The 15,306-nt window shown below is 60.3% G+C and carries 13 protein-coding genes; 7 read left to right on the top strand and 6 right to left on the bottom strand.

What is annotated here, in order from left to right:
* Nucleotides 1-6: 6 nt before the first annotated feature.
* From HY011_03970 to HY011_03945, 6 genes are all read right to left on the bottom strand, one after another.
* A complete protein-coding gene (locus HY011_03970; protein ID MBI3422070.1) occupies nucleotides 7-1,053 on the bottom strand; it encodes a VWA domain-containing protein in 1,047 nt (348 codons plus the stop codon).
* 215 nt (nucleotides 1,054-1,268) lie between these two features.
* Nucleotides 1,269-1,751, bottom strand: coding sequence for a hypothetical protein (locus HY011_03965; GenBank protein ID MBI3422069.1), 483 nt, complete (start codon nucleotides 1,749-1,751; stop codon nucleotides 1,269-1,271).
* A gap of 81 nt (nucleotides 1,752-1,832) precedes the next feature.
* Nucleotides 1,833-2,252, bottom strand: a complete 420-nt coding sequence (locus HY011_03960; GenBank protein MBI3422068.1) for a cupredoxin domain-containing protein — start codon at nucleotides 2,250-2,252, stop codon at nucleotides 1,833-1,835.
* Between the two features lie 100 nt (nucleotides 2,253-2,352).
* Entirely contained in the window at nucleotides 2,353-2,730 is a 378-nt protein-coding gene (locus tag HY011_03955; GenBank protein ID MBI3422067.1) for a hypothetical protein, read from the bottom strand.
* A 90-nt stretch (nucleotides 2,731-2,820) separates the two neighbouring features.
* The gene (locus HY011_03950) at nucleotides 2,821-6,018 is read right to left on the bottom strand and encodes an efflux RND transporter permease subunit (GenBank protein ID MBI3422066.1); all 3,198 of its coding nucleotides are present in this window, start codon (nucleotides 6,016-6,018) and stop codon (nucleotides 2,821-2,823) included.
* Between the two features lie 150 nt (nucleotides 6,019-6,168).
* Nucleotides 6,169-6,585 carry a FixH family protein gene (locus HY011_03945; protein MBI3422065.1) on the bottom strand — a complete coding sequence of 139 codons (417 nt, stop codon included), beginning with the start codon at nucleotides 6,583-6,585 and terminating at the stop codon, nucleotides 6,169-6,171.
* A 663-nt stretch (nucleotides 6,586-7,248) separates the two neighbouring features.
* Here HY011_03945 and bshB1 point away from each other — a divergent pair.
* The 7 genes from bshB1 to HY011_03910 all read left to right on the top strand — a co-directional run bounded on the left by bshB1 (nucleotide 7,249) and on the right by HY011_03910 (nucleotide 15,302).
* Nucleotides 7,249-7,998, top strand: a complete 750-nt coding sequence (gene bshB1 / locus HY011_03940; GenBank protein MBI3422064.1) for a bacillithiol biosynthesis deacetylase BshB1 — start codon at nucleotides 7,249-7,251, stop codon at nucleotides 7,996-7,998.
* Between the two features lie 79 nt (nucleotides 7,999-8,077).
* The gene (gene bshA, locus HY011_03935; GenBank protein ID MBI3422063.1) at nucleotides 8,078-9,214 is read left to right on the top strand and encodes an N-acetyl-alpha-D-glucosaminyl L-malate synthase BshA; all 1,137 of its coding nucleotides are present in this window, start codon (nucleotides 8,078-8,080) and stop codon (nucleotides 9,212-9,214) included.
* A gap of 18 nt (nucleotides 9,215-9,232) precedes the next feature.
* Nucleotides 9,233-9,673 (top strand): NUDIX domain-containing protein, encoded by a 441-nt coding sequence (locus tag HY011_03930; protein ID MBI3422062.1) that lies wholly within the window; start codon nucleotides 9,233-9,235, stop codon nucleotides 9,671-9,673.
* Between the two features lie 68 nt (nucleotides 9,674-9,741).
* The gene (locus tag HY011_03925) at nucleotides 9,742-10,227 is read left to right on the top strand and encodes a MogA/MoaB family molybdenum cofactor biosynthesis protein (protein MBI3422061.1); all 486 of its coding nucleotides are present in this window, start codon (nucleotides 9,742-9,744) and stop codon (nucleotides 10,225-10,227) included.
* 19 nt (nucleotides 10,228-10,246) lie between these two features.
* The gene (locus tag HY011_03920) at nucleotides 10,247-11,257 is read left to right on the top strand and encodes a M48 family metalloprotease (protein MBI3422060.1); all 1,011 of its coding nucleotides are present in this window, start codon (nucleotides 10,247-10,249) and stop codon (nucleotides 11,255-11,257) included.
* A 79-nt stretch (nucleotides 11,258-11,336) separates the two neighbouring features.
* Nucleotides 11,337-14,198, top strand: coding sequence for a DUF4127 family protein (locus HY011_03915; protein ID MBI3422059.1), 2,862 nt, complete (start codon nucleotides 11,337-11,339; stop codon nucleotides 14,196-14,198).
* A 69-nt stretch (nucleotides 14,199-14,267) separates the two neighbouring features.
* Nucleotides 14,268-15,302, top strand: coding sequence for an SIS domain-containing protein (locus HY011_03910; protein ID MBI3422058.1), 1,035 nt, complete (start codon nucleotides 14,268-14,270; stop codon nucleotides 15,300-15,302).
* Nucleotides 15,303-15,306: the final 4 nt, after the last annotated feature.

The raw sequence follows: 15,306 nt of genomic DNA, 5'->3' as shown, positions 1-15,306 counted from the left end.
ACCGGCTCAACACTGACACCCTTCGGCTTCGGAGCGTAGCACCTGAGATTGCTGATCGCGTGCAATAGCGGCGGGGCAACATTCACAAGGACACTGACAACACTCTGACCCTCTACCGGCACTTGCGGCACTTGGCTGAGCAGCAATGTCAGCGCCACTGGCCGATTCAGCGCGCTCAGCCAGACTGGCGGCTGCGTAGTAACCTTTACGGCTGCGCACAATCAAGCGCGGCGATTCAGCGGGCGGCGTAACGATGATTTTGAGGCGACGCCATTGGCCGTCGTCAGTGACGTTCGTCGGCGTGTAGCCGAGGGAGTATTGATGGCGCAGTTCCAGCGCGATCTGCTCGAAGGCTTCGCTCAGCGCTTCACCATCGCCCGGAGAGAAAGATTTCCCGCCGGAAGCTGCGGCCAGTTGACCCATTACGATTCCGCCATTGCTGTGGGGCGGCGGCGAGCCAATCAGGATGGTGTAGATCGTTACGCCCGATTCCTGTAACTTCCGCCTAACCTGATTGAAAGTGGAGCGCGAGCGATTGTCTTCGCCGTCGCTGATGACGATCAGCGCCCGCTTCGCATAACGACCGTGCGCGAGCGCCTCGAGGCCGAGGGCAACGCCGTCGTAGAGCGCCGTGTTGCCCTGTGGATGAACGCTGCCGAACTGCGCGAGCAGCGCCTCGCCGTCACGCGTGCGGTCGAACAGCAACCTGGCAGAATCATTGAAGCTGATGAGCGAGTATTCGTCTTCGGGATGGCTGGTTTGAATAAAGCGCGCGAGTGCTTCTCTGGCGAAAATGACCTTCTCCCCGCGCATCGAGCCGGAGACATCGAAGACCACGCCGACCGAAGCAGGCGCGTCACGGTCGCTAAAAAAGTTAAGCTCCTGCCGCACGTTATCTTCGTAGACCGCAAAGGCCCGGCGGTCGAGTCCGGTTACGTGACACCCCTGATTGTCTGTGACGGTCACGGTGAACGAAACCAACTCGGTGCTGATGGTGATGCGGCTGGCATTGTCTTTTTGCGCGGCTGGCGGGGCGAAGGCGGTTGCCTTCAATTGCTGCTGTGCCAATGCGCTCTGAGACGCACTGGACAGCAAGGCAATCAGAGTCAGCGCAGACAAAAAGGTGCTTCGACAAAATCCACAGAATTGCCTTTTCATAACTACTCCTATTGGCAAACTGAGCGCAGGCCGCAGCCTGCTATTCCCGCGCGGCTGCTCGGACTCAGTGCCAGGGCAGCCGCGCGGTTGGTGATTTCAGGCCGCAGCGCTTACAGCTTATGCACGAACTTTTCGCCCGCGACGTGAATCTCGGCGATTTCCTTTTCGCCTTTGTCGTTGGTGCGCAGCATTACCGTCGTGTTGCTCCACTTCTTTTCCGACGGCTCGAATTTGCAGTGCAGCCGGGCGGCCTCTTTGCCCGCCATCGTATTGCCGCCGCGGAAGCCCTGGCCTGACGGCACTTCTTTCAACACGATGATGTGATGATCGCTGCCTTCCTCGACGTGCTGCACCTGATACGTGCCTGACTTCAGCACGGTGTCGCCCGCGTGGAATGACGAAGTGAAGTTGAGAATGCCCTTTTTGCCGATCACCATCTCCATCTTCGGCTTCATCTTCATCTGGCCCATCTTCATCCCGTCCATCTTATCCATCTGCCCCGGCTTGTCCTGCGCCGCCGCCACGAGGCTGAAAACGCCCAGTGACAATGCGAGCAGCAGGCTCATTGAAATTGCTTCGATCTTTGTGTTCATAACTTCCCCTTTGGTTGGTTGTTGAAATTCGGTCATAGCCGGTCAATGCCGGTCGTTGAGAGATGTCGCAGCCCACGCGGTTCATTCCACGATCAGTTTGCCCTTGAGCATGTTCATCCCGCAGGCAAAGCTGAATTCGCCTTTGCGCGGCGTGAATTCGAGCGTCACCGCTTCATCGAGCGGCAGCGCGCGCTTGAGGTTGTAATCCTTGATGACGACCTCTTTGGCGCAGGTCTCGTCCGTCTTTCTGGTGAACGTCACTTTGGCCGGTGTGCCCACTTGCAGCTTTAGGCTGGCTGGCTCAAAGCCCTTGCCCGTGACTTCGATGGTCGCAGTCTGCACGCCGTCTTGCGGCGTTGTTTGTGCGGGCGGCGCTGGCGTGCGGTTGGCGTATGGGTTTGCCTTGCCGCTCGCCTGCCATTCGCCGAAGGCGGCGGTTGAGAGCGTGAGGGCGGCAAGCAGCAGCGCCCCGCCCAGTACTTTGGTTGTTTTGTGCTTCATGGTTTTTCTCCTAAGTTTGAATTCTGACTCTGGGAATAAGCGCAGCGCGAAAGGGCTAGTGTGCTTAACCAACCCCTTCCGCCTTGCCTGGACGAGCTATTCACTCCGCAGTCATCTTCTGCACGAGAATTTTTCCGTCGTGCTTCATGCCTTCGACGGTGATCTTGATGTGATCCGTCCGCTGGGTTTTGTCGAGGATCGCTTTAGCCAATTGGTTTCCTTTGTCATCGAAGGGATACCACTTCCCGTCGCTGAAGACGCCGTAGCCGCTCTTGACGCACTCCTCCATCAGTCCGCAGGACTTGGTATGCTCAGCGGCAAACTTAGTCGCGGCTTCCGCACTGTCTTTGACGTGATCTGCCGCGCATGCCGTGTCTACCAGGTAGCCGGAAAGTTTCACCGGGTCGTGCGCCCAGACTGCCAAGGTCATTAGCAAGAGCGCTGCGATCAGGCTCGGAAATGCAATTTTGTTCTTCATCTTTATATCTCCTTAAAGTTGAGTAGGTTGTTAGTCTTTGAAGCCGTCCAGCCGGGAGCGGGTCTCCACGTCTGAGGCTTCGCCACTGCTTCATCCCTGACCATCATCAATTGCCACCGGCTCATTGCCAGTGTCGGATAGTTGTTCATTGACCGTCGCCTTGACTGCCTCCCTTTTGAGCTTGCGCTCGTGCAGCCACGAAAAGATCACCGGCGTGACGATCAGCACGTGCAACAACGACGAAACCATGCCGCCCAATACCGGCGCGGCGAGCGGTTTCATCACCTCCGCGCCCGCGCTGTGACTCCACATAATCGGCAACAACCCCGCGACGACGGTCGAGACGGTCATGACCTTTGGCCGCAGGCGCAAGACCGCGCCTTCCATCACCGCCTGTTGCAAGGTGTCGTGCGTCAGGCCGCCCAGTTCGGCCCGTTTGCGTTCGACCGCTTCATTCAAATAAATCACCATCACCATGCCCGTTTGCACCGCCGTGCCGAACAGCGCGATGAAGCCGACCCAGACCGCCACCGAAAAGTTGTAGCCGAGCGCCGCGACCAAATAGACGCCACCCGTCAGCGCAAACGGCACGGCCAGCAAGACGTGCGCGGCTTCAATAAATGAGTTGTAGGTCAAATAGAGCAGCACAAAAATCACGACCAGCACGAGCGGCAAGACCAGTTGCAACCGGGCGCGGGCGCGTTGCTGGTTTTCATATTGCCCGCTCCATTCAAAGTAATAACCCGGCGGCAACGGCACGCGGTTGATGAGCAGCGGTTTGGCCTCTTCGACAAAGCTGCCCACGTCGCGCCCGCGCACGTTGAGCAGCACCGTCCCGCGCAACAGCCCGTTCTCGCTGGCGATCATCGAAGCGCCCTGCGTCGAACGAATCGTCGCCAATTGCGCGAGCGGAATCTGCATCCCGTTCGGCGCGGACACCAGCAATTGCCCCAGCGATTCAGGCGTCGTGCGGTATTGCGGCGCGTAACGCACGCGCACCGGGAACCGTTTGCGCCCCTCGATGGTCACGGTCAAATTGCTTTCGCCGATGCCCATATCAATGACCTCCTGAATCGCCTGCACGCCGATGCCGTAACGCGCCGCCGCCTGCCGGTCGAGTTTGATGTCAACGTAAGGCGCGCCGGTCAGCGGTTCGGGCGAGACGTTGCCCGCGCCCGGCACGGTGCGTAGCGCGGCGGCGGCTTCGTTTGAAAGCCGTTCCAACTCCTGCAAATTGCTGCCGTAAATTTTGACGCCGACCTCGGTGCGGATGCCGGTGGTCAGCATCTCGATGCGGTTGATGATGGGCTGCGTCCAGATGTTTTGGACGCCGGGCATGGTGAGTTTCGCGTCCATCTCGGCGATCAGTTTTTCGCGCGTCATGCCGGGCCGCCATTCGGCGGGCGGTTTCAGATGGACGAGGGTTTCGTTCATGTTCACCGGCGCGGGATCGGTCGAGGTTTCGGCGCGGCCCGCCTTGCCGACTACCCAGGCGACTTCGGGAAAGGATTTGAGCGTGCGATCCTGCATCTGCATCACGCGCAACGCCTCGTCTATTGAAATCGCCGGATCGGTGATCGGCATGTACATCGCTTCGCCTTCGTTAAGTTCCGGCATGAATTCGCTGCCGATGTGTGTGGCCCGATAAAGCGCGCCCGCGAACAGCACCGCCGCCAGCAAAAGCGTCAGCGCGCGATGCGCCAGCGCGAACCGCAGCGCCGGGCGATAGAGCTTGTGCAAAGCGCGCATCACCAGATTGTCGTCTTCGGCGTGAAACTTTCCGCCCAGCAACAAGGTGCAAAGCACGGGCACCAGCGTGATCGCGATGAGCGTCGCGCCCGCCATCGCAAAGGTTTTGGTGAAGGCCAGCGGATGAAACAGCTTCCCCTCGCGGCCCGTCAGCGCAAAGACAGGGATGAACGCCAGGATGATGATCGTCATCGAAAAGAAGATCGGGCGGCCCACCAGTTGGGTCGCTTCGAGCACCGTCACCCAAACGCGCCGCCGGTCTGTGGGCGCGACGCCTTTCTTTTCGATTTGGCGAAAGGCGTTTTCGGTCACGACGATGCCCGCATCAACCAGCACGCCAATCGCAATCGCAATCCCGGCCAGCGACATCAGATTCGAACTGATGCCGAGGTAACGCATAAACAGGAAAGACACCAGCACGGCCAGTGGCAACGGGATCGTGACGATCAGGATGGAGCGAAAATGGAAAAGGAAAATGATGTGCGCCAGCGTGACCAGCAATAACTCTTCGATCAGCGCGCGTTTGAGCGTTTCGGTCGCGCGCAGGATCAATTCCGTCCGGTCATAAAACGGCACGATGCGCACGCCGTGCGGCAGTCCGGCTTCGATGGCTTTGAGCTTTTCTTTGACGCCGTTGATGACTTCGAGCGCATTGACGCCGTAGCGCGCAATGACCACGCCGCCCACCGCCTCTTTGCCATCGCGGTCGAGCACGCCGACGCGGAAAGCATTGCCGAGTTTGACCGCCGCGACGTTGCGCACGTACACGGGCGTGCCGCCTCTTTCACCGGAAGATGAACCGATCACGATGTTCTCAATGTCGCCAGTGGATTCGATCAGCCCGACGCCGCGCACGACCGACCACTGGCCGTTCTGTTCGATCACGTTGCCGCCGACATTGGAGTTGCTGCGCCGCACGGCTTCGGCCACCATCGAGAACGGAATCGCATAGGCGCGCAGCCGGTTCGGGTCTACGTCAATTTGGTATTGCTGGACGTGCCCGCCGACCGAAGCGACCTCGGCCACGCCGGGCACCGAGTTGAGTTGGTAGCGCACGAACCAATCCTGCAATGAACGCAAATCGCGCAGGCTTTGCCCCGCTCCTTCCAACGTGTACCAGAAAATCTGCCCGACGCCCGAAGCATCCGGCCCCAGCGTCGGCGCGGCCCCTGTCGGCAATTGCGCGGTGATCAGGTTCAGACGTTCCAGCACGCGCGTGCGCGCCCAGTACAAATCAATCGCATCCTCAAAGATCACATTGATCATCGAGAACCCGAACGCCGATTGCCCGCGCACCGCGCGCACGCCCGGCAATCCCTGCAATGCCGTCGAGAGCGGATAAGTCACCTGGTCTTCGACCTCTTGCGGCGAACGGCCTACCCAGTCGGTGAAGACGATGACCTGGTTGTCCGACAAATCGGGAATCGCATCAATCGGCGTGTGCAGCAGCGCCCAATACCCCCAGCCCGCCAGCAGCACATACGCCGCCACGACGATGAAGCGATTCTTCAGCGAAAATTCAATGATGCGGTTAATCATGGTAGTCAGTAGTCAGTAGTCAGTAGTCAGTAGTCAGTAGTCAGTAGTCAGTAGTCAGTAGTCAGTAGCCGGTAGTCAGTAGCCGGTAACCGATGTCCGTTGAGACCTCTTCTACCGACTACTGACTACTAACCACTGACTGCGATGGTCTCATTTCGTCTGCACGTTCATGCTCGCCTTGCCGGTGCCTTGCGGGCCTTGATAAGCGATTTGGGCTTCCCAGGTGCCCCCCATTTCGACTTTGATATGCGCGCGGTATTTGCCGGGCGTGTCGGTGGTGGTGAGCGTGGCGCGGTCATTCATCTCAGCCATCGAACCCATCCCGGCCATGTGGAAGCTGAGCGAGGCCGCGCCGACGTCTACCAATTTGCCGGAGGCATCGGTAAACGAAAGTGTCAGATCATTCTCGCCATGAGTAACCTGGCCGGTCGAGTTGGCGAGGGTAACGGTCAGCTCGCCCACTTTGGTGGATTTGATGGTTTGTTCGCCCGTTGGTGAACCGGTACGACAGGCGGCGGCGAAGGCCAGCACACTCAGAAAAAGTAGCGTGACGGATTTTGTCTGCATGGATTTTCCTCATCAGAATAGCTGGCAACTATGTCCAATGGCATGGCCCAATGGCAGGTGCTGAGCAAAGCTCAAAACACTCTGTCAACCGGCCATCAGCGCCTGCCAAACAAACTTCAGCGAACCATTCTGAAAAACTGATTGGTGGTTGCGTTAGTGGAAAGTGGACACACTCCGCCCCTTAAATCAGGAGTGCGCCGGTTTTCAGGTAGCGGCTGGAGGCATCCCGTAAATAGCGCGGTGGCGTGCGGGGAGTTCTTGTGTATGGTGAAATTGAAAACTGCGCTGGCGGCGCTGCGCTGAGCAAGCCTGACAGCGGCTGTGGAACTGGATTGCTGAGCGTAACCAGTGGCAAAACTTCTGCATCCGGCGGACAATCAAGCACGCAGCATAACCCGGCGGCGATGGCTGGCGTATTGGCCATCTGCGCCATCTGGTGCGCGCTCGCACAACAATCCGACTCACAGGCGTCGGCTGCCCCGCCATACGGCAAGAGCGCCACGCTCAGGTGGCTGAATAAAGCCACCGCCAAAAGTAGAATTGTGAAGCGCCCGATGATGTTCACGGCGCTAGCTTATAGCCGAGACTCCATGCGCGTCAACGCAAGTATTCGCCCCTGGCCCGGCTGCCCAAACGCACCGTCTGTGCTACCCTGCGCGCGCGATGAATGTTAGCGGCCAGACACAACTCGATGTCCTAGCCATCGCGGCACATCCCGACGATGTGGAATTGTCCGCCGGAGGAACGCTCATCAAACTGGCGCAGCAGGGTTATAAAACCGGCGTCCTCGATCTGACGCGCGGCGAAGCGAGCACACGCGGCACCCCGGAAATCCGCGCTTTTGAAGCAGCCCGCGCGGCACAATTGCTGGGGCTTTCCATGCGCGAAAACCTGGATTTGGGCGATGCGCACATTTGGGTCAACGAAGAGTCACGCACGAAACTGGTGCGCGTGTTGCGCCGCTGGCGTCCGCGTCTGGTGTTGACGCAATACTGGGATGACCCGCACCCTGACCATGCCCACACCGCGCAACTGGTGCGCGAAGCCGCCCATCTGGCGGGCTTGGCGAAATACGACGCCAAACCAAAGCTCGAACGCTGGCGACCGAACTGTGTCGCCTATTTCCTTCTCCCCCGCACCGTCGCGCCGACCTTTATCGTAGACATCAGCGCCACCTTCACGCGCAAGTGGGAAGCCATCCGCGCCCACACCTCGCAATTTTTCAACGCCAAGAGCAAGGAACCGCAATCGCGCGTCAGCAGCGATCAATTCCTGCGCGAAATGGACGCGCGCGACCGCTACTTTGGCGCGTTAATCGGCGCGGCTTATGGCGAAGCTTTTTTCGTGCGCGAGGCATTGAACGTGGACGATCCGGTCGCGCTGCTGACGCGGAAAATGAACTTGTATTCTTGAAAAGTGGTCAGTGGTCGGGCGTATATCTGTCGCTGACCACTGACCACTGACCACTGACCACTAACCACAGACCACTGCAATGAACATCGGCATTACAGTCTTTCCCACCTACGGCGGCAGCGGCATCGTCGGCTCTGAACTGGGGCACGAATTAGCGGCGCGCGGCCACACGGTGCATTTCATCAGCTATGCGCTGCCGACGCGGGTCTGTCCATTGGATGACCGCGTGCAGTTTCATCAGGTGGACTTGTTCGACTATCCGCTCTTTGAGTTCCCGCCTTACGATCTGGCACTGGCCTCAAAAATTCTCGAAGTCGCGGAAGAACAAAAGCTAGACGTTTTGCACATGCATTACGCGATTCCGCACGCGACGGCGGCTTATCTGGCGCGCGAGATGTATCGGGCGCAACGCTATTTGCCCTTTGTGACGACGCTGCACGGGACGGACATCACGCTGGTTGGCGCGCGCAAAAGTTTTCTGCCGATCACGCGCTTTTCGATTGCCCAATCGGACGCGGTCACCGCCGTCTCAGGCTTTCTGGCGGATGAAACGGCGCGCACGTTTGGCTACACCGCGACCGAAGTCATCCCCAACTTTATCAACGCCGCCGATTATCAGCGGCGGCCGGACGAAAGCTTGCGCCGCCAACTGGCCCCGCGGGATGAAAAGCTGATCTTGCATGTCTCGAACTTCCGCCCGGTCAAACGCATCACGGATTGCATTCATGCCTTTGCGCGCTTGCACCCACGGCTTTCTGCCCGTTTGGTGATGTGCGGCGATGGCCCTACGCGGGCGGAGGCAGAAGCCTTGGCGCAACGGTACGGACTGACCGACAGCGTATTGTTTGTCGGCCAGGTGCCCAACATCGCCGATTACCTGTCGGTCGCGGACTTGCTGCTCTTGCCGAGCGAGACCGAATCGTTCGGCCTGTCGGCGCTGGAAGCGTTGGCCTGCGAAGTGCCGGTCATCGCCTCGCGCGTCGGCGGTTTGCCCGAAGTCGTGCTGGATGGGCAAAGCGGCTATCTGATCGAAGTCGGCGATGTGCAAACGTTGGCCGAGCGCGCGGTCGAGATTCTGACGGATGAAACCAAGCAACGCAGTTTCGGCCAACGCGGGCGCGCGCACGCGGTCGAACAATTCAATACCGAGCGCGTCATCCCGCAATACGTCACGCTGTATGAGCGTGTGATTGACGTGGCGCGCGGCAAACACTAACAGCAAGTAATGATGACAATGGAAAGACCTTTTGTAGGCATGGGTGTTTTGGTCATGCGCAACGGCCAGGTGTTGTTGGGCAAACGGCGCGGTTCGCACGGGGCGGGCTATTACGCCGCGCCCGGCGGTCACATCGAATACGGCGAAAGTTTCGAGGCCGCCGCACGGCGCGAAGTGCACGAGGAAACGGGGCTGGAAATCACCGGGCTGCGGTTGCTGGCAGTCGGCAATTATCTCTTCACACGTGACGACGGCGCACGCCATTACATTGACGTGGATTTTGTCTGTGAAGCCCCAGATGGTGAAGCGCAATTGTGCGAGCCGGAAAAGTGCGAGGGCTGGGGTTGGTACAAATTGGACGCCTTGCCTGCGCCTTTGTTTATCGTCACCCGGCGCATGATCGAAAGTTTGCAAGCTGACGCGCCGCTTAGCCAGCCCGACCTGATCGAGCGGCAATGAAGCGCCAGCCCCCGTTGAATCAACCGCGCCGAAGCCTTACACTCTGCCCCTCCCTTTTGTGAACCTGTATGGCACTCAAGCAAACCACGATCAAGGCGGTCGTGTTGACCATTAGTGATTCCGCCGCGCGCGGTGAACGCGTGGATTTGTCCGGCCCCGCCGTCGTGGCCGAATTGCAAACCCTGCACGCCGAGCTTGTCGCGACCGAAATCTTGCCGGACGAACGCGCCCAGATTGCCGCGCGCTTGCGCTATTACGCCGATCACGGTTTGGCGAATTTGATCGTCACCACGGGCGGCACGGGCCTCGCCCCGCGCGACATCACGCCCGAAGCCACCCGCGAGGTGATCGAACGCGAAGCACCCGGACTGGCGGAATTGATGCGGCAGGAAAGTTTGAAAATTACGCCGCTCGCGGCCCTCTCGCGCGCGGTCTGTGGCGTGCGCGGCCGCACGCTGATCGTCAATGTGCCAGGCAGCGTGCGCGGCGCGCGCGAAAACCTGGCCGCCATTGCGCGCACGCTTCCCCACGCGCTTGCGCTGCTGAACGAATGAATTCTTGGAGGAACGTATAATGAAAGTGAATGCGTGGAAAAGACCGTTGTACCTGGCGCTGGCGTTGGGGTTGCTGGCTTCGCTGGCGGGGACGGCGCGGGCGCAAGCCAATGTTTACGACAAATTTCGCGACAAAGCCCATTCCAACCAGGGCTACCTGAGCGAAGAGGACGAACTCAAATTGGGCGCGCAGGTGCATCAGCAACTGCTGAATCCCCCCAAGCAAGAAGCGCAACAAGGCCAGCCACAAGAACAGCCCAAGCCCATCCGGCTGGTGCAAGGGCCGCTCGCCGATTATGTCGAACGGCTGGGGCAAAAGCTGGCGCGCGATTCGCAACGCCCAAACATCCCCTGGCATTTTTCGGTGATTGAAGACAATTCGCTCAACGCCTTCGCCACGCTGGGCGGCTATGTTTACGTGCACACCGGCCTGATCAATCAGGTCAAAAGCGAAGCCCAACTCGCCAGCGTCATTGGCCACGAGATCGGCCACATCGTCGCGCGGCACGGACTGGAGAACGTCAAGCGTTCGCAAAAACTCGGCGTGCTTGCCATCGGCGCGACCATCGCGGGTGCAATTTTCGGCGGTCAGCAAGGCGCTGAAATGGGACAAGCCGTCGGCGGACTCATCGCGGGCGGCTTCCTGATGAAACACAGCCGCGAGGCCGAACGCGAGGCCGATTATCTGGGCCTCTACAACATCGAACGCAGCGGTTATAACACGGGCGGCATGGTCGAGATGTTCGGCATCCTGGCTGAGGCGACTCAAAACAACGCCGGTTCCGTGGGCAATATTTTGGCGAGTCATCCGCCCGCCACCGAACGCCTCGACAACACGCGGCGCGAAATCTCTGAGCACATGCGTGGCAGCGATCAAAAGGGCGCGCAAAACAGCAACGATTTCAATCGCGTCAAAGGGCAAGCCGCGACGACCACGACGACCACGACGACCAATTCCAATCGCAACGTGCGTCCGCGCGGGAACGCGCCCACCACTACCAGTACGCCGCCGAAACGCCCGCGTCCCTAACGCCGGGCGTCTGCCGCCAGTAAGCTAAAGCGCCCAGCAGAGCTCCATGAAACAGGCCAACGAACGACGAAACGCATTGATGAAACAAGCAGTACATCACGGTTCGGCCCTTCGTTGGCCGTTTTATTTCTGGCTGCTGGGATGGCTCAGTTGCCTCTGGCTCGCGACCGCGAATGTCTGGCCGCAAACGCGCCCCGTGCTGCGTAATGCGCGCCGCGCATACCTGGCCGGCAATTTCGTATTGATCCCGCACAACCCGCGCTGGCACGCGCTGGCCTGGCCCAAACAACTGGCGGCGCTGGCCGATCATCAGCTTTATGCGCCGCCGCAGGAGGCCTTGACGGGCAGCGCCGCGCTCTTGCGTTGGGCGCAAGGTTTCGATTTCGCCGAAACGGATGGCGTCTTGCTGGCACTCGACCCGCTGCTCGGCAATGCCCAGGCGCAGGCCGTCAAAACCTGGCTCACCGCGCTGCGCGCCCAACGCCCGAACCTGCCCATCTACGCTTCGGTCAGCGCCGCACACACACCGCAGGCCTTTGAATTGGTCGAAGCCAACCTGCTCGATTTTTTGCTAGTCGCGCCCGCTGCGCCGGAATTGTCGAATCAAATCGCCGCGCGCCAATGGCAAAAGCGCGTCGCGCTGGGCGACACCGTCGAAAGCGCCGCCGCGTTGTTGCAAACACGGTTGCTCAACCGGCGTTTCGGCTTCGCGCCCCGTGTGGCGGCAATCTTTTCCACCACACCGAACGCCGTGTTGCAGCAAACCATCCGCGCGCAAATCAACCTGCTCGGCGGTGTCGAAGCAGCGCCAGGCCAGAGCGCCGACCTTTATCTTTTCGTCCATACTGCGCAAACCGCGCCCAATGTGACCTCGGCCCTTGCCAATGCGCTGGAAAAGGCTGCCACTGAGGGCGCGCGTTGCGCCGTGCTCGATTTGTCGCACGCGGCGGCCAGCCAGGAAGCGCTGCTCAACAATTTGCGCCAACGTAAACTGCTCGACCGCGTGACCGCCTATGCGGCGGCGGCCACACCCGCAACGGATAGCCAGGCCGTCACGCGCGCGCTCACCCAAACCACAGCCTGGTTGCTCTCGATCAAATTCCTGCGCGACAATCTCGAACGTGTGCGCCGCACCGAACGCACCCAGATCGCGCTGCTGCTCGGCAGCTATTTGCGCGATTGGGCCTATCCGCTGTATGTGCGCGCGCCGCTCGAAAAATTTTTGCGCACCCAACCCAAACCCGCGACCGCGATGCTCACCGACACCGAACAGGCCGAAAATTTTGCGCTCGGCGAGTTGCGGCCTTACGCCGAAAAGCTCTTTGCCGAACAGTTCAAACGCAACATCCACGCGGTCTTGCTGGCTGCCGGTGAACGTGCTGAATTTGAACTCACCCTGTTGCAACGGCTGCAAATTCGCCTGAACGCTCTGACGCCCGCAGACCTGATCGAGCCTGACATCCGGGTCATCACGCATCTGGCGCACTTGGGCAATTTCATGCCGCAACCCGCCGCTCCGCGCGCCGTCTGGGATTTCACCAACGGACGCAACCTGGATGAACGCCTCAGCAATCGTTTCGAGGCGGTGGATTGGCGCGTGTTCAAAACCGACGCCGAGGCCGTCGAGGTCACCGTCAAACTCAATCAGAGCGGACAACCCGCCAATGCCGCCAACATAGAAGGCTATGCCATCCGCAGCCGCCGCAACGGCCAAACGCGCCGCATCGAAATCACCGCGCCCAGCGCGTCAGGCGCGTTTTACGCCTTCGGCAAGTTGGAGCAACTGGGCGCGAACGGCCAACTCGCGCAAGACGTCAACCTGACTGAAGCCCCCGATTACGCACAGCGCGGCCTGGTCGAACGTGTTGCCGACGCGCCCTGGACGCCGCGCGAACGTCTGGAATGGTTGCGCTGCCTGGGCCGCGTGCGCATGAATCGTTATGTATACGCCGCGCAATTCGATCCCTGGCGGCGCGACCGCTGGCGCGCGCCATACCCCAACCACGAACTGGAGCGCTTTGACGAACTGGCGCGCGTCGCGCGTGAGAATTTCGTCAGCCTGGTTTATGCGCTCAATCCCGGCGCGACGCTTGATTACAGCAGCGAAGAAGATTTCGCCGCGCTGACCGCCAAGCTCAAAGCCCTGGCCAGCACTGGCATCAACGACTTCGTACTCGCGTTCGATGATGCGCCCACACAGTTGCAACGCGACGCCGAACGCGCGCGCTTCAAAACACTGGCCGCCGCCCAGGCGCAATTCGTGCGGCGCACTGACGAATGGTTGAAGGCCGCTTGCCCCACCTGCCGCCTGTCGGTCGTGCCCGCCAATCCGCTGGACGCCGCCGAACAGAGCGCCTATTTGCAGGAACTCGGCGCAAATCTTCCTGCCTCCGTCACGCTGGTCTGGCTGGGCAGCGAAAGCTTCCTGCCCGAATACACCCGCACCCGCGTGCAGGAAATGACCAAGCTGACAGGCCGCCGCCCGCTCGTCTGGGGCAGCTTCGCCAGCAACGCGAAAGGCGGTTTGTTTCTAGGGGCCAAACGCGCCGAAGCAACCGCGTTGGCGCAAGAGGCGCTCGGCTGGCTGTGCATTCCGCCCAATGCGGTTTACGCCGCGCGCCTGCCGCTGGCGACCGCCGCCGAATATGCCTGGGAGAGTCGCAGCTACGCACCTGAACGCGCGCTGGAAAACGCTTTGAATCTGCTGTATGACGAACGCTCACGCGCCGGTGTGCGGCTTTGGGCGCGTGCCTTTGGTGGTGCCAATCCCAACCCCGGCGCGCATTCAAACATCCCAACACCATCGCTTACTGCTGAACAATTAACCACGCTGCAAACCGCGCTCGCCGCCATCGGCGCCACCCGCGATGCCGGTCTGTTGCGCGGGGAACTGGCAGCGGTTGGCAGTTGGCAGTTGGCACTTGGCAGTGGTAAGCAGTAATCAGCGAAACCTGATCGTATTTTCTGACCACTGACCACTAACCACTGACTACCGACGACCGGAGAACCCATGTCCCTAATGCTGGCCGAGATCGAGCAGCAACCCGACGCGCTCGCACGCACAATCAAACAAGAGAGCAAAAAAATCGCCCGCTTCGCCGCCCACTTGAACGCCAATCGTCCGCGGCTGATCGTGCTAGTCGCGCGCGGCAGTTCTGACAATGCGGCGCTGTTTGGCCGTTACCTGTTGGAAATCACGACCGGCATTCCGGTCTCGCTGGCCGCGCCCGCCGTGCATACGATCTATCAGGCAAAGCTCGATCTGCGCGAGGCGCTGGTCATCGGCATCTCGCAATCGGGCGCGGGCGCAGATGTGAACCTGGTGCTCGAAAACGCCAAACGTTGCGGCGCGACCACGCTCGCGATCACCAACGAAGCCGAATCGGCGATGGCCGAATTGGCCGACGAGACTTTCCTGATTCGCGCCCGCCGCGAAAAGAGCGTCGCGGCAACCAAGACCTACACCGGCCAACTGCTGATGTTCCACCTGCTGGCCGAAGCCCTGAGCGGCGTGCGCAAAGGCGCAGAGGTCGCACGCATCCCCGCACTCGCGGCGGCCACGTTGCAACTGCAACCGCAGGTCGCCGCGATGGTCGAACGCTATGCTTATATGAATCATTGCGTCGTCGTCGGGCGCGGGCTGCATTACGCGAACACCTATGAGTTCGCCATCAAGCTGATGGAGACCTGCTATGTCGTGGCCGAACGCTTTTCGGGCGCTGACTTCCTGCACGGCCCGATTGCCATGATGGATCGCGGCTTCCCGGCGTTTCTCTTTGCGCCACCGGGGCCGACGTTGAAAGGCCAACTCGAATTGCTCGCCAGGTTGAAAAAGATCGGCGGCGAAACAGTCGTGATTTCCAGCGAAGCGGCGGCCATCAAAGCCGCCACCCGCGCAATCAAAATCCCGCAACTCATCAGCGAACTGCTCTCGCCGATTCCGTATGTGATCCCCGCGCAGTTGTTCGCCGCGTTGCTGGCGGAGGCGAAAGGGTTGAGTCCGGATCAGCCGCGTTCGTTATCGAAGGTGACGAAGACCGTTTAACCAG

Source organism: Acidobacteriota bacterium (assembly GCA_016196035.1).
Taxonomy (GTDB): domain Bacteria; phylum Acidobacteriota; class Blastocatellia; order RBC074; family RBC074; genus JACPYM01.
This window is presented reverse-complemented; position numbering and strand designations above follow the sequence as displayed.

What these genes read in the sequence shown, in the direction of transcription:
- HY011_03910 (MBI3422058.1), top strand. Translation starts at nt 14,268, where the DNA reads ATGTCCCTAATGCTGGCCGAGATCGAGCAGCAACCCGACGCGCTCGCA.
- HY011_03955 (MBI3422067.1), bottom strand. Translation starts at nt 2,730, where the DNA reads ATGAAGAACAAAATTGCATTTCCGAGCCTGATCGCAGCGCTCTTGCTA.
- HY011_03945 (MBI3422065.1), bottom strand. Translation starts at nt 6,585, where the DNA reads ATGCAGACAAAATCCGTCACGCTACTTTTTCTGAGTGTGCTGGCCTTC.
- HY011_03950 (MBI3422066.1), bottom strand. Translation starts at nt 6,018, where the DNA reads ATGATTAACCGCATCATTGAATTTTCGCTGAAGAATCGCTTCATCGTC.
- HY011_03930 (MBI3422062.1), top strand. Translation starts at nt 9,233, where the DNA reads ATGGAAAGACCTTTTGTAGGCATGGGTGTTTTGGTCATGCGCAACGGC.
- HY011_03925 (MBI3422061.1), top strand. Translation starts at nt 9,742, where the DNA reads ATGGCACTCAAGCAAACCACGATCAAGGCGGTCGTGTTGACCATTAGT.
- bshB1 (MBI3422064.1), top strand. Translation starts at nt 7,249, where the DNA reads ATGAATGTTAGCGGCCAGACACAACTCGATGTCCTAGCCATCGCGGCA.
- bshA (MBI3422063.1), top strand. Translation starts at nt 8,078, where the DNA reads ATGAACATCGGCATTACAGTCTTTCCCACCTACGGCGGCAGCGGCATC.
- HY011_03915 (MBI3422059.1), top strand. Translation starts at nt 11,337, where the DNA reads ATGAAACAAGCAGTACATCACGGTTCGGCCCTTCGTTGGCCGTTTTAT.
- HY011_03920 (MBI3422060.1), top strand. Translation starts at nt 10,247, where the DNA reads ATGAAAGTGAATGCGTGGAAAAGACCGTTGTACCTGGCGCTGGCGTTG.
- HY011_03965 (MBI3422069.1), bottom strand. Translation starts at nt 1,751, where the DNA reads ATGAACACAAAGATCGAAGCAATTTCAATGAGCCTGCTGCTCGCATTG.
- HY011_03960 (MBI3422068.1), bottom strand. Translation starts at nt 2,252, where the DNA reads ATGAAGCACAAAACAACCAAAGTACTGGGCGGGGCGCTGCTGCTTGCC.